Origin of the sequence: Phaeobacter gallaeciensis (genome assembly GCF_001678945.1) — a bacterium.
Lineage (GTDB): Bacteria > Pseudomonadota > Alphaproteobacteria > Rhodobacterales > Rhodobacteraceae > Phycobacter > Phycobacter gallaeciensis_A.
In genome coordinates this window covers 3,051,985-3,064,043 of sequence record NZ_CP015124.1, presented here as the reverse complement: position 1 = coordinate 3,064,043, position 12,059 = coordinate 3,051,985, and the positions used below count along the sequence as shown (strand labels likewise).

At 64.4% G+C, this 12,059-nt stretch carries 16 protein-coding genes; 5 read left to right on the top strand and 11 right to left on the bottom strand.

The features are described from left to right. Positions 1-5: 5 nt before the first annotated feature. The 8 genes from tolR to ruvC form a co-directional block, all read right to left on the bottom strand. Positions 6-524, bottom strand: a complete 519-nt coding sequence (gene tolR, locus JL2886_RS14565; protein ID WP_065272674.1) for a protein TolR — start codon at positions 522-524, stop codon at positions 6-8. A gap of 3 nt (positions 525-527) precedes the next feature. Then, on the bottom strand, positions 528-1,223 hold the full coding sequence (gene tolQ / locus JL2886_RS14560) for a protein TolQ (protein WP_065272673.1): 696 nt from the start codon (positions 1,221-1,223) through the stop codon (positions 528-530). A gap of 107 nt (positions 1,224-1,330) precedes the next feature. Next, positions 1,331-1,717 (bottom strand): tol-pal system-associated acyl-CoA thioesterase, encoded by a 387-nt coding sequence (gene ybgC / locus JL2886_RS14555; RefSeq protein WP_065272672.1) that lies wholly within the window; start codon positions 1,715-1,717, stop codon positions 1,331-1,333. Positions 1,718-1,784: 67 nt separating this feature from the next. Beyond that, positions 1,785-2,342, bottom strand: coding sequence for an RNA 2',3'-cyclic phosphodiesterase (gene thpR / locus JL2886_RS14550; RefSeq protein ID WP_065272671.1), 558 nt, complete (start codon positions 2,340-2,342; stop codon positions 1,785-1,787). A gap of 18 nt (positions 2,343-2,360) precedes the next feature. After that, entirely contained in the window at positions 2,361-3,020 is a 660-nt protein-coding gene (locus JL2886_RS14545) for a hypothetical protein (RefSeq protein ID WP_065272670.1), read from the bottom strand. A 249-nt stretch (positions 3,021-3,269) separates the two neighbouring features. After that, positions 3,270-4,301, bottom strand: coding sequence for a Holliday junction branch migration DNA helicase RuvB (ruvB, locus tag JL2886_RS14540; protein WP_065272669.1), 1,032 nt, complete (start codon positions 4,299-4,301; stop codon positions 3,270-3,272). 137 nt (positions 4,302-4,438) lie between these two features. Next, positions 4,439-5,131 carry a Holliday junction branch migration protein RuvA gene (gene ruvA, locus JL2886_RS14535; protein WP_065272668.1) on the bottom strand — a complete coding sequence of 231 codons (693 nt, stop codon included), beginning with the start codon at positions 5,129-5,131 and terminating at the stop codon, positions 4,439-4,441. Continuing rightward, positions 5,128-5,625: a crossover junction endodeoxyribonuclease RuvC gene (ruvC, locus tag JL2886_RS14530; protein WP_065272667.1), complete on the bottom strand. Its 498-nt coding sequence runs from the start codon at positions 5,623-5,625 to the stop codon at positions 5,128-5,130. The genes ruvA and ruvC overlap by 4 nt, the downstream gene beginning before the upstream one ends. A 349-nt stretch (positions 5,626-5,974) precedes the next feature. On the opposite strand from ruvC, the gene JL2886_RS14525 reads away from it, so the two are divergent. Beyond that, the gene (locus tag JL2886_RS14525; RefSeq protein ID WP_065272666.1) at positions 5,975-6,193 is read left to right on the top strand and encodes a DUF1127 domain-containing protein; all 219 of its coding nucleotides are present in this window, start codon (positions 5,975-5,977) and stop codon (positions 6,191-6,193) included. A gap of 162 nt (positions 6,194-6,355) precedes the next feature. Here the strand turns inward: JL2886_RS14525 and JL2886_RS14520 are convergent, their stop codons facing one another. The 3 genes from JL2886_RS14520 to JL2886_RS14510 form a co-directional block, all read right to left on the bottom strand. Then, positions 6,356-6,700 carry a hypothetical protein gene (locus tag JL2886_RS14520; RefSeq protein WP_065272665.1) on the bottom strand — a complete coding sequence of 115 codons (345 nt, stop codon included), beginning with the start codon at positions 6,698-6,700 and terminating at the stop codon, positions 6,356-6,358. 110 nt (positions 6,701-6,810) lie between these two features. Then, positions 6,811-7,683 (bottom strand): 50S ribosomal protein L11 methyltransferase, encoded by an 873-nt coding sequence (locus JL2886_RS14515; RefSeq protein WP_065272664.1) that lies wholly within the window; start codon positions 7,681-7,683, stop codon positions 6,811-6,813. Positions 7,684-7,808: 125 nt separating this feature from the next. Continuing rightward, entirely contained in the window at positions 7,809-9,044 is a 1,236-nt protein-coding gene (locus JL2886_RS14510; RefSeq protein ID WP_065272663.1) for an MFS transporter, read from the bottom strand. 129 nt (positions 9,045-9,173) lie between these two features. On the opposite strand from JL2886_RS14510, the gene JL2886_RS14505 reads away from it, so the two are divergent. The 4 genes from JL2886_RS14505 (at position 9,174) to JL2886_RS14490 (ending at position 12,042) form a co-directional block, all read left to right on the top strand. Continuing rightward, positions 9,174-10,235 (top strand): YeeE/YedE family protein, encoded by a 1,062-nt coding sequence (locus tag JL2886_RS14505; protein WP_065272662.1) that lies wholly within the window; start codon positions 9,174-9,176, stop codon positions 10,233-10,235. A gap of 97 nt (positions 10,236-10,332) precedes the next feature. Continuing rightward, positions 10,333-10,710: a hypothetical protein gene (locus tag JL2886_RS14500; RefSeq protein WP_065272661.1), complete on the top strand. Its 378-nt coding sequence runs from the start codon at positions 10,333-10,335 to the stop codon at positions 10,708-10,710. Between the two features lie 31 nt (positions 10,711-10,741). Continuing rightward, entirely contained in the window at positions 10,742-11,266 is a 525-nt protein-coding gene (locus tag JL2886_RS14495) for a sigma-70 family RNA polymerase sigma factor (protein WP_065272660.1), read from the top strand. Further along, positions 11,263-12,042: an anti-sigma factor family protein gene (locus tag JL2886_RS14490; protein ID WP_065272659.1), complete on the top strand. Its 780-nt coding sequence runs from the start codon at positions 11,263-11,265 to the stop codon at positions 12,040-12,042. Before JL2886_RS14495 ends, JL2886_RS14490 begins: the two co-directional genes overlap by 4 nt. Positions 12,043-12,059 lie beyond the last annotated feature (17 nt).

Below are 12,059 nucleotides of genomic sequence, written 5' to 3'. Positions count from 1 at the left end.
CCCGCCTATTGATCCGGGCCGCTGCCCGACCCGCCATCTGCCGCACCCGCAGGTGCACCATCCAGCGCCGGACCGCCCACGTCGGTCACCAGACCCACGTTGGAAAAGCCGCCCGCATTGAGCGCGCCCATGATCTGCATGACATCGCTATAGGCAATCGCCCCATCGGCGCGCAGATAGACCCGGTCAGAGCTGCGCTCGGCCGCAATGGCGCGCAGTTTCACCACTAGGTCATCCCGCGCCACCGAGGTGGTCTGGATCTGGATATCGCCGCCTGCGGTCATGGTGACGGTCAGCGGCTCTTCCTCATCGCCAGGCAAGGCGCCCGCGGCGGTCTTCGGCAGGTCCACCGGCACACCCACCGTCATCAGCGGCGCGGCCACCATGAAGATGATCAAGAGCACCAGCATCACATCGACAAAGGGCGTGACGTTGATTTCGGCCATCGGCTGCACCCGGCCGCGACGGCGGCCCCGGCGGCGCCCGCCCGATCCCGAAGACGACTGTTGAACAGCGGCGCCCATGGCTCAGGAATCCAGCTGACGGCTGAGAATGGTAGCGAATTCATCGGCAAAGGCTTCATAGCCGCCAAGGATCCGGTCACTGTCCGCGCTCAGCTTGTTGTAGAAGATCACCGCCGGGATGGCGGCCAGAAGGCCAAGGCCCGTTGCCATCAGCGCCTCGGCAATACCCGGCGCGACAACGGCAAGGTTGGTGTTCTGCTGTTCGGCGATTTCGATAAAGGCAGTCATGATGCCCCAGACGGTGCCGAAAAGACCGATAAAGGGCGCCGTAGAACCGACGGTGGCCAGCACTGGCAACCCGCTTTGCAGGGTTTCTGCCTCCTTGGCGATGGCCACATCCATCGACCGGTCAATGCGCGCCTGCGCGCCGGGGATCAGCCCGCCATCGCTACGGTGACTGCGGCGCCATTCCGCCATGCCAGCGGCAAAGATCCGCCCCGATGGCCCGGCCGGATCCGGCCCCAGCTGATCGAACAGCCCGTCCAGAGGCTCACCCGACCAAAAGGCGGCTTCAAAATCCGCCGCTTCGGCCCGTGCCTTGCGATAATTGATGATTTTCTGGATGATGATGCCCCAGGACCATACCGAGGCGGCGATCAGCATCAGCATCACCAGTTTCACGGTGATCGTGGCCCGCGCGAATAGGCCCCACATAGAGAAATCAATCTCCTGCGCCAGCGCCAGAGTTTCTGCTTCCATTTGCCTGCTCTATCGTTTCCGGCCATCTGCCTGCGGCCTTGATTGAGGCAACGCTAGCGCAGTTCACACGGAAAAGCCAATGAAACAGGCGTGACAGAGGCCCCAGCCTAGAGCAATGCGCGAATCTCTGCCGGCAGGCGTGTGGGACGTCCATCCGCCGCGGTGACACAGACCGCCGTGACCGCCGCCTTGAACAGGGGCGTGTCGCCGCGCCGCACCAGCTGCCGCATCGTAAGCCGCGCCCCGGTCAGTTTTTCCACCTCGGTTTCCACCATCAGCTCATCCTCGAACTTGGCAGGCGCCAGGTAATCGGCTTCGATCCGCTGCACCACCCAGATAATGCCAGCATCGCGCATGGCATTCTGGTCATTGCCAAGCTTGCGCACCCAGTCGCTGCGCGCCCGCTCGATATAGCGCAGGTAGTTGGCGTGATAGACGATCCCGCCCATGTCGGTGTCTTCATAGTAGACCTGTAACGGGAATTCATGCGTCATGATCTGCCCTTTCTCGCTCTTGCCCGCACCCTAGGGCGCCCCCCTCAGGCCAGCAAGCCCCAGGCCTTTATGACGGTGCGGGATCTTCCAAGGGGTAGTCCGCCAGCACCTCATAGCGCGCACCATCCGGCGTCAGGGTCGAGCGGAACAGCGCCATCCGGTCGATCTGCATCTCTGGCAGCGAGAAATCCCCCTGCGCCTGCAGGAAGGCGCCAAGGCGCTGCGCCCTGTGCTCCGGCATCAGGCGGGGAAACCGGGCAAGGGTGATATGCGGACGGAATCTTTCGCGCGGCAGGTCGATCTCCGCCCGCTCTGCTGCCCGCCGCACCTGATCGCGCAACCGGGACAGGCCGGGATCCGGCGCCACCGCAGCAAAAAGGATACGCGGCATACGACCGCCAAACAGATCCAGCCCAGTGATCCGCAACCTCAAGGGCACCGCCGCAATCCGCGTCAGCTCTTCATGCAGCAGCTGCAGTGCGAAATCGGGCTGATCGTCCAGAAAGGCCAGCGTCAGATGCAGATTGCCCCCAGGCACCACGCGCCCCACCGGGATCTCCTCTTGCAGGGTCTCCAGCGCCAGAATGGCCTCCTCTGGCAGTGACAGCCCGACGAAGGACCGCATGGCGCTGACCTCCCCTCTCTATTGCACAGGTGTGTCCGGCGGCGGCGCCTGAAGACGCGCAAACAGACGCAGCGCGTGCGAGGCATCATCCGCAGCCACCGGCATCATCCGGTCATAGGCGGCGGCGATCACCCCGGCGATCTCGGGGCGCAGGATGGTCGCGCCGGTTTCCGGCAGCACCGCCAGCGGAGACCTGTCGGCAAAGGCGCCCTCGCCCCACATCAGCATCACCTGCACCGCCTGCGTCAACGCCAGGGTTTCCGCAGGCATCCGCGCCAGTTCGCCCTGCATCCGCAGGAAGACGAACCCGGCCTGGATGGCACCCTGATCGTCGAACCGGAAGGCGCGATACTGGCTGGCATCCGCCGCCTTGAGCCGCGCCACCAGCGGATCCAGATCCGGGATCAGGCGGCCCAGATCCGGCACTTCCAGAAGCTCATCCCACTCACGGAAGAAAAAGAACATCAGATTGGCGCCCAGCTCGGGATCGGTCTCGGCCATCTGGTGCCCTGCCAGCGTCACCACGGCTTCGAGCGCGCCCTTGACGGTCTTCAGTGTTTCCTCTTCGACGCCAAAGACGATGGGCGCAATGGGGCGCCCCCAGCGCGCAAAGGCATAGCCACCGCCGGGACGGGAAAACAGCGCTTCGATCTGCTCCGGTGTCAGGTCCAATGTCATACTGGCGGCTCCGTCGGTTTTCCCGTTTCGTTTCTTTTCCGTCTATGCCCGCAACACCCCAGAACGGCAAGGGGGCCGCCTAGCCCCCTTTTTCGGGTCAAGGGCCGCGCCAGCGGCCACGCGGCACGCGTGGTTCACCCTTGAGGCGGAAAAGGGGAACACACAATAGAAAAGGTTCCTGAGGGACAGATCTGTCCTTCAGGAACCTCTCAGCAAGTTATTGCGCCGCGGCAGCGGCGCCCCGCCCCTTCAGGAAAACAGATCGCTTTGCGATTTCGGCGGTGCAATCCCCAGATGCGTCCAGGCCTTCTGCGCCAGCATCCGGCCACGCGGCGTGCGCTGGATCAGCCCCTGCTGCAACAGGAAGGGCTCGATCACCTCTTCCAGCGCATCGCGGCTTTCGCTCAGCGCCGCCGACAGGGTTTCGATCCCCACCGGGCCGCCCGAATAATTCTCGGCGATCAACCGCAAATAACGGCGATCGGCGCCATCTAGGCCCAGATTATCGACACCAAGCCGGGTCAGCGCGCCATCGGCCAGCTCCCGGGTGATGGTGCCATCGCCCTCGACCACCGCAAAGTCCACCACGCGGCGCAAGAGCCGCCCGGCGATCCTGGGGGTGCCGCGGGCGCGCCGCGCGATCTCCCGCGCGCCGGCCTCATCCGCCGGGGCGCCCAGCTTGCGGGCGTTGCGGGTGACGATCTCGTGCAGCTCTTCCACGGTATAAAACTGCAGCCGCGTGGGAATGCCGAACCGGTCCCTGAGTGGCGTGGTTAGCAGGCCCATCCGGGTGGTGGCCCCAACCAGAGTAAAGGACTGCAATTCGATCCGCACGGTGCGGGCCGCCGGGCCTTCACCAATGACGAGATCCAGCTCGAAATCCTCCATCGCCGGGTAAAGCACCTCTTCGACCGCCGGGTTCAACCGGTGGATCTCGTCAATGAACAGGACGTCCCGCGCCTCCAGATTGGTAAGGATCGCGGCCAGATCGCCTGCCTTGGCCAGCACCGGGCCAGAGGTCATGCGGAAGTTGACGCCCAGCTCGCGCGCCACGATCTGCGCCAGCGTTGTCTTACCAAGGCCGGGAGGCCCGTGAAACAGCGTATGGTCCATCGCCTCGCCGCGGCGGCGGGCGCTTTCGATAAAGACGCGCAGGTTGGCACGCGCTTCGGCCTGACCGATAAACTCGCCCAGCCCCTGCGGGCGCAGGGCACGGTCGCCATCGCCTGCACCGTCTTCGGGCAATGGATCGGGGCGCAGAGTGGGATCGGCGTCAATCATTTCGGCCTCGCAGGCTATCATTCGCACGCTCCCGTCCGGTCGACAGGCCGGACAGTGCCCGGCCGCCCCCCCGGGCGGGCACTTCGTTTCCACCCGTGGCCGGGCACTGCGCTTTGTGCTTCACTGCCATTCTTCGTTCACCCTTTGGGCGCCAGCAGGCGCAGCGCGGCGCGGATCAGCTCCGCCTCTCCGGCTTCCGGCTCTGCTGCTGCGGCCTCGGCCACGGCAGCGGCGGCATCCGACGGGCCATAGCCAAGGTTCCCCAGCGCCGACAGCGCCCCGGCCGAGGCCGCAGCAGCTCCGCTGGGCTGTTTCTGCTGTTTCTTGCGCGCGGGTTTTGCCGCGGGTGCGGGTTCGCCCGTTTCCACCACCGCGTCCAGCTCAGGCCCGTCCATTGCCTCGGTGACGGTCCCGCCCATGGCCATCACGCCGGGCGCCTTGTCCTTCAGATCGAGCACGATGCGCTGCGCGGTCTTGGGACCGACCCCCTTGGCCGCCTTGACCGCTGCCCAGTCGCCAAGCGCAATGGCGCGGCTAACCCCATCTGGCCCCAGCGCGCTGAGGATGGCCAGCGAGACCTTCGCCCCGACCCCCTGCACCGAGGTCAGCAGCCGATGCCATTCCTTTTCCACCAGCGAAGTAAACCCGAACAGCTGCATCAGGTCCTCGCGCACCAGAAGTTCGGTATAAAGCGCCACCGCCTCTCCGACACCGGGCAGCGCCGCCATGGTCCGATCCGAGCAATAGACAATATAGCCAACGCCGCGCACGTCGATCAGCACGTGGTCCTGGGCGCGGTACTCCAACCGTCCGGTGAGTTTTCCGATCATGCCCGCACCTCCTTCAGGACCCGCTGCTGCGTACCCCCGTAATAGGCATGACAGATGGCAATCGCCAGCGCATCTGCGGCATCCGCGCCCTTGGGCGCGCAGCCGGGCAGTTGCAGTTTGACCATATGCAGGATCTGCCCCTTGTCCGCATGTCCGACGCCAACCACCGTCTTCTTCACCCGGTTGGGCGCATATTCCCCCACCGGCAGACCGGCCTTGGCCAGGGTCAACAGCGCAACGCCGCGCGCCTGCCCCAGTTTCAGCGTCCCTGCACCGTCCTTGTTCACGAAGGTCTGTTCGATGGCCGCCTGATCTGGACGGTAGGCCGCGATCACCTCGCTGACCTGATTGTGGAGCGACAAGAGCCGCTCTCCCAGATCATCCCCATCTGACTGGCACAGCCCGTTCGCCACATGCGACAGGCGCGTGCCCTGCGATTCGATAACGCCCCAACCGAGGGTCCGCAGCCCCGGGTCGATTCCCAAAATCCGCATGCTGTGACCGGTCCCTGCTCATTGGTTCGAATTGTTTTGAAGATCCACTAGCACAAAAGGCGAACATATCCAAACGCTTTCGCCTTGGGCCGCCCAGGGGCGCGAACACCGGAGACGGCGCAAATCGGTAAATTCGGGTTCGAAAACGCCCTCTCGATGTCGGGCTGCGACATCCGCTGGCATAAACACTGCAAAACGGAGGAGAGCCCTTATTTACAAGGCCAAAAGCCATGCAAAATTTGCATGGGGCCATGCAAAAATCGACCTTGCTGCCGACGGATTTCGCCTCTACCTGCCGATTAACGTCACACGGCGCATCACAGTAACACATACCCAAGAGGACAAGGATATGGCTGCATTCGACACCACCCGCACCACCTATGGCTCCGTCGGCCTGTTTGGCCGTATCGGCGGCCTTCTGACCACCACTCTGGCCTCTGTCGTGGCCTGGAATGACGCGCGTGTAACCCGCAAGGCGCTGTCCGGTCTCAGCGACCGCGAACTGGCCGACATCGGCATGTGCCGCGGCGACATCGACGACATTGCAGAGGGCAAGCCGGTCTTCTGATCGCCTCCCTTGACCTGACTGACGCTCTTTTTCCCTCAGGGCGCACAGTAAGACGCCGCGGACCACCCTGGTCTGCGGCGTTTTTCGTCTGAATTCAGGAATGTGTCGGCACCCGCCGCCGCAACCGATACAGGCGGCAGGGAAAACGCGCGATACCGCTCTTCAGTGCAGATAGGGGCGGAGTTTTTCTCCGATCAGCATGGACACCGGCTCGGCTTGCATCAGAAAGGCACCGACCCGCTCGACCGCGACCCCTTTGGACAGGTCCGCCACCCGTGCGTCGTAGCTGGCGAACCCCAGCGCCGCCATCAGGAAACCCTTGAACAGGAAAAAGGCGCAGAGGAAAAACACCACCGCGCGCGGTGTGATCCGCGAGCGTATCTGGCGCGGTGCCACCACGATCAGACCGTCCGAGCGCACCCGGGCGGAATAGCCAGCAGACATGTCGTTGTGCTTGCCTTCAAGGCGCCGCAGACGCGCCTGGAATTCTTGATGTTGCTTGCCCATAACACGAGCCCCCAAAACCTACTGGCCCCCACCAGCGATTGAGGCAGTATGCGCGCGAAATGTGGCAAGTTTTGGGCGGATACTTAAAATAAGAGGCAAACTTAGCTCAATCAGCTCTCTTTCTGCAGCAAGAGCGTCGTCCATTCACCGATTTCATCCCGCCGCCGCAGGGTCAGACCGTTCTCTGCGTAGACCGCGATCACATCGTCCGCCTGCTCGTTGAGGATGCCCGACAGGATGGCAAAGCCGTCCTTGCGCAGGTTCGCGGCGATATCCGGCGACAGCGCCACAAGCGGGCCTTTCAGGATATTGGCAAAAATCAGATCATAGGGCGCCACCGCCTTCAGATCCGGGTGATCAAAGCCTGCGGCCTCAAGACAGGTCACCTGCCCGCCCATGTCATTGGCCTTGAGGTTCGCCTCGGCGACCTCGACAGCGACCTGATCGATATCGCTGGCCATGAACTGCCCATCCCAGACCCGCGCCGCTGCCATGGCCAGAACCGCAGTGCCGCAGCCGATGTCGGCCACCTTGGCGCCAGTAAATCCGGTGTCGATCAGATGATCCAGCGCCCGAAGACAGCCCAACGTGGTGCCGTGGTGGCCGGTGCCGAATGCCATTGCCGCCTCAATCAGGAGCGGGATCTTGTCCCCCGGCACCTTATCCGCATCGTGGCTGCCGTAGACGAAGAACCGCCCGGCCTCGACCGGAGCGAGTTCCCGGCGCACATGGGCGACCCAGTCGGTTTCCGGCAGTTCAGAGACGGCAAAGGGTTTCGCCTCATGCATCGCTGCCAGCAGCGCAAGACCGGCCTCATCCGGGGCTTCGGTGAAATAGCCGCCAACCTCCCACAGGCCCGATCCATCCTCGACCTCGAAAACGCCGACACCGGTGGGTTCCGGGGTCAGACGTTCCATCGCATCGCCCAGCGCCTCGGCTTTGGCTTTTCCGGTGAGGGTGGTCAGGGCGGTGAAAGTGGGCATGGCGGGTCTCCAGGATGTGCTGTACAGCGCCTAGGCCCCGCAGACGGTCCCGTCAAGCGTAAGGCGCGCAGGCCGACCGGCCCGACCACGCACTGCGCACGGCCTTCCCCTCCAATGTCTCGCCTTTACTCGGCCGGGGCGGCAGCGGTGAACTTGCTGAACACCGTCTCGTTGCCCGGCTCGGGATGGCGCGGGATCAGGCAGGCCAGCGTCAGCGAGATCAACGCCATCGCCGCCGCCAGACCAAAGACCGCCGCCGGAGAGATCACCCACAAAAGACCCAGCAGGACCGGCAGGAAGACGGCCGCGATATGGTTGATGGTAAAGGCAACCGCCGCGGTGGGGGCGATATCGCCGGGATCGGCGATCTTCTGGAAATAGGTCTTTAGCGCCAGCGCCAGCGCAAACAGCACGTGATCGATGACATAAAGCGTCGCCGCCAGCACAACACCCCAGCCGAACCAGTAGAGCCCGCCATAAAGGGCAAAGACGATTGCAAGACCCGCATATTCAAAGATCAACGTGCGCCGTTCACCAAAGGCCGAGACAAACCGGCCCAGCAGCGGCGCCGCGATCATATTGATTACCAGATTGATCAGGAACAGCCCGGTGACCTCATGCACCTCGAACCCGAATTTCTCGACCATCATGAAGCCGGCAAAGACGACAAAGATCTGCCGCCGCGCCCCGGCCATGAATTGCAGCGCATAATAGAGCCAGTAACGGCGGCGCAGGACCAGCTTCTTGACCTGCGGGTGCGGTGCCTCGAACTGCGGATAGACCAGCAAACAGCCCAGCGCCAGCAGCGTCGTCACCCCGCCTGCGCTCATGAAAACGACGTTGTAGCTGAGGTTCAGCGGCTCCCACAGCAGGACAATCAGCCCGTAGACCACCAGCGTCGCCGCCGATCCAGCGGCCAGAAGCCAACCCAGGATCTGCGGCGCCCGCGCCTTTGGCAGCCATTGCAGCTGCAGCGACTGGTTCACCGTCTCGTAGTAGTGAAACCCGATCGAGGACAGCATGGTGATGGTCAGAATCCCGCCCAGCGAGGGGAACCAGGCAGTGACCGCCGTCGCCGCGCCGAGCAGCATAAGCGACACCAGCCCCAGCACCTGTTCCCGCACCAGCAGGATCACCGCGATCACCCCGATGGCCAGAAACCCGGGAATTTCGCGGACCGTGTGCAGCAGGCCGATATCGGCGCCGTCGAACTGCGCCGCCTCGATGACGAAGTTGTTGAGCAGCGCATTCCACGCGTTAAAGGCAATCGGCATACATAGCGCCATGACGAACAACAGCGTGGTCGGGCGGCGCCAGCGCGGCATATTGCGCGCGGTCTCTATCGGGACGGGATTGAACATGGGTCAAGCATGTACGCCCCTTTGCCCGCTCTGGCGAGAGTAAAACCGCCCCTGCACATCTGATCTGCATCAATGCAGCCGGGCAATTTTATACATATTACGATGCGTGCATAGATCGGGAGGCGCGCAATGGATCTGGTTTCACTTGTAGAAGGCATCGGAGAGGCCCCGACGGCGGCCCTGTTCGGTTTGCTCACCGGGCTGACCTTTGGCGTTGCGGCGCAGCGCTCGCGCTTTTGCCTGCGCGCAGCCACCGTGGAATTCGCCCGCGGCCGGATGGAGGACAAGGTGGCGGTCTGGCTGCTGACCTTTTCCACCGCCGTGGTCTGGGTGCAGGCGGCGCAGCTTCTGGGACTGATGAGCGCAGCCGATGCGCGGATGATGGCGGTGCCGGGCAGCTGGTCCGGCGCGGTGATCGGCGGTCTGATCTTTGGCGCCGGCATGGTGCTGGCGCGGGGTTGCTCGGGGCGGCTTCTGGTGCTGGCGGCCACCGGCAACTTGCGCTCGGTCGTATCCGGGCTGATCTTTGCCGTCGTGGCGCAGATGAGCCTTTCGGGCGTGCTGTCACCGCTGCGTGACCGGCTGGCCGGGCTCTGGGTGACCTCCGGCGGGCGCAACATGGACCTTCTGGCCACCTTTGGCCTGCCGGAATGGGGCGGTCTGGCCCTTGGCGCGGCGATTGCTGTGCTGGCGCTCTGGCTGTCGCGCCGCAACCGTATCGGCGCGGCGCGGCTGATCTTTGCCTCGGGCGTGGGGTTTGCCGTCGCCATGGGATGGGTGCTGACCTATGAGCTCAGCCTCGTCGCCTTTGACCCGGTGCAGATCGAAAGTGCCACCTTCACCGGCCCCTCGGCCCATACCCTGATGTTCTTCCTCGACCGCAACGCCATTCTTGAATTCGACGTGGGCCTGGTGCCGGGCGTCTTTATCGGCGCGATGCTGGCCGCTGCCCTGTCCGGAGAGATGCGGATCCAGGCTTTTGACGGCGCCGTCACCATGCGCAAGGCGATGATCGGCGCAGCGCTGATGGGGTTTGGGGGCATGCTGGCGGGTGGCTGCGCCATCGGCGCGGGCGTCACCGGCGGGTCGATCTTTGCCGGCACCGCCTGGCTGGCGCTGTTCTGCATGTGGATCGGAGCGATGCTGACCGATTTCCTGATCGATCAGCCGGGCCGGACGGTGACCGCATAAAAATTTGTAGGTCAGCGGGATTATTTCTCGCGCAGGCGCGTCTTATTATCTGCCGGTCGCAACGGACCGGTACGATCTTAGATGAAAGGACCAAAAGATGCGCTTCACCTTCCCTATCGCCGTTATCGCCGCAGCCATGATTGGCTCAGTCGTACAGGCTGCTACCGCGATCCAGAGCGGCGACAGCGCCAAGGGCGCGATCCTGACCGACGGCAGCGGCATGTCGCTTTATACCTTCGACAAGGACACAGCCGCCGTTTCCAACTGCTATGGCGATTGCGCCACGAAATGGCCGCCGCTGGAGGCCAGCAGCAAGGCCCGACCGCAGGGCGCCTTTGGCATCATCCTGCGCGCCGATGGCGCCCGCCAGTGGACCCACGAGGGCAAGCCGCTCTACACATGGTTCAAGGATGCCAAGTCCGGCGATATTACCGGTGACGGCGTCAAGGGCGTCTGGCACCTGGCCCGCCCGTAGGCGCGCCCCGGCCCGAAGGTCCCCCCCTCCCATGACTGACCTGGACAAGATCGAAGCCCAGATCCCGGCACTGCGCCGCTACGCCCATGCGCTGATGCGCGACGCCGAGGCGGGCGACGATCTTGTCCAGGATTGCCTCGAACGGGCCGTAGCCAAGCTGCACCAGCGCCGTCCCGATGGCGCGCTGCGAGCCTGGTTGTTCCGCATCCTGATCAACCGCCACCGCGACCTGATGCGCCGGGCCCCACGGCCTGGCCACCTGATCGCCGTCGACGAGCTGCCAAGCGAACCCTCGCGCCCGGCAGGACAGGAGGCACATATAGCGCTGCGTGAAACCGAGGCTGCCATCGCCCGGCTGCCCGAGGACCAGCGCCGCGCTCTGTTGCTTGTGGCGCTTGATGGCGCCACATTCGACGAGGCCGCGACCATGCTCGACATTCCGCGCGGCACGCTGATGTCACGGCTGGCCCGGGCCCGCGCCAGCCTGCGCACCATGACCGGCCGCGGCGGCGCAACGTCCGCCGCACCGAAACCAACCGGAAGACCCAACCGATGACCACCCATCCCGACACCCCGCTGAGCGATGATGAGCTGCTCGCCTATCACCACGGCGAACTGGACGAGGCCGCGCGCGCCGCGCTTACCGAGCGGATCGCAGCCGACCCCACGGCACAGACACGGCTCGCCGACTGGGCGCAGCAGGACGAGGAATTGCGGATGCTCTTCCCCGAACCGGAGGAGCCCACGCCCGAGGCCCTGACCGATATTCTGCGCCGCCCCGCCCCTGCAACCGCGCCGCGCTCGCCCTTTCGCGCCCCGGCACGCGTGGCGGCAATGGTGGGTCTTCTGACACTTGGCGGGCTTGGCGGCTGGATCGGGCGCGGCGCGCTGGCTCCCATGACGTCTGGCAATGATCTGGCACAGGCCGCGCTCAAGGCTCATGACACCTATGTGGTCGAGGTGGTGCACCCGGTCGAAGTGCCCGCCAGTCAGCGCGACCATCTGGAAAGCTGGATCTCAAAACGCGTCGGCGCCCCGCTGGTTCCACCCGACCTCGCGGCCTCCGGTTTTGCGCTGATGGGCGGCCGGGTTCTACCGTCCGAGGACGGAACGGCCGGGCTTTTCATGTACGAAAACGACGCAGGCACCCGGATTACCCTTTATATTGCCCCCCAGCATTCCGGCGGCGACAGCGCCTTCCGTTACGCTGGTGAAGGAGCAACACAGGGCCTTTACTGGCAGGATGGCCCGCTGGGCTATGCGGTGGTCGGCCAGATGCCACGTGATCACCTGCGCACACTGGCCGAGAAGGCCTATGATCAGCTGCTCTGACTTTTCGTGACCATATC

Bases quoted from the DNA above. Each gene is read 5' to 3' on its own strand.
- tolR (WP_065272674.1), bottom strand. From the start codon at position 524: ATGGGCGCCGCTGTTCAACAGTCGTCTTCGGGATCGGGCGGGCGCCGC.
- tolQ (WP_065272673.1), bottom strand. From the start codon at position 1,223: ATGGAAGCAGAAACTCTGGCGCTGGCGCAGGAGATTGATTTCTCTATG.
- ybgC (WP_065272672.1), bottom strand. From the start codon at position 1,717: ATGACGCATGAATTCCCGTTACAGGTCTACTATGAAGACACCGACATG.
- thpR (WP_065272671.1), bottom strand. From the start codon at position 2,342: ATGCGGTCCTTCGTCGGGCTGTCACTGCCAGAGGAGGCCATTCTGGCG.
- JL2886_RS14545 (WP_065272670.1), bottom strand. From the start codon at position 3,020: ATGACATTGGACCTGACACCGGAGCAGATCGAAGCGCTGTTTTCCCGT.
- ruvB (WP_065272669.1), bottom strand. From the start codon at position 4,301: ATGATTGACGCCGATCCCACTCTGCGCCCCGATCCATTGCCCGAAGAC.
- ruvA (WP_065272668.1), bottom strand. From the start codon at position 5,131: ATGATCGGAAAACTCACCGGACGGTTGGAGTACCGCGCCCAGGACCAC.
- ruvC (WP_065272667.1), bottom strand. From the start codon at position 5,625: ATGCGGATTTTGGGAATCGACCCGGGGCTGCGGACCCTCGGTTGGGGC.
- JL2886_RS14525 (WP_065272666.1), top strand. From the start codon at position 5,975: ATGGCTGCATTCGACACCACCCGCACCACCTATGGCTCCGTCGGCCTG.
- JL2886_RS14520 (WP_065272665.1), bottom strand. From the start codon at position 6,700: ATGGGCAAGCAACATCAAGAATTCCAGGCGCGTCTGCGGCGCCTTGAA.
- JL2886_RS14515 (WP_065272664.1), bottom strand. From the start codon at position 7,683: ATGCCCACTTTCACCGCCCTGACCACCCTCACCGGAAAAGCCAAAGCC.
- JL2886_RS14510 (WP_065272663.1), bottom strand. From the start codon at position 9,044: ATGTTCAATCCCGTCCCGATAGAGACCGCGCGCAATATGCCGCGCTGG.
- JL2886_RS14505 (WP_065272662.1), top strand. From the start codon at position 9,174: ATGGATCTGGTTTCACTTGTAGAAGGCATCGGAGAGGCCCCGACGGCG.
- JL2886_RS14500 (WP_065272661.1), top strand. From the start codon at position 10,333: ATGCGCTTCACCTTCCCTATCGCCGTTATCGCCGCAGCCATGATTGGC.
- JL2886_RS14495 (WP_065272660.1), top strand. From the start codon at position 10,742: ATGACTGACCTGGACAAGATCGAAGCCCAGATCCCGGCACTGCGCCGC.
- JL2886_RS14490 (WP_065272659.1), top strand. From the start codon at position 11,263: ATGACCACCCATCCCGACACCCCGCTGAGCGATGATGAGCTGCTCGCC.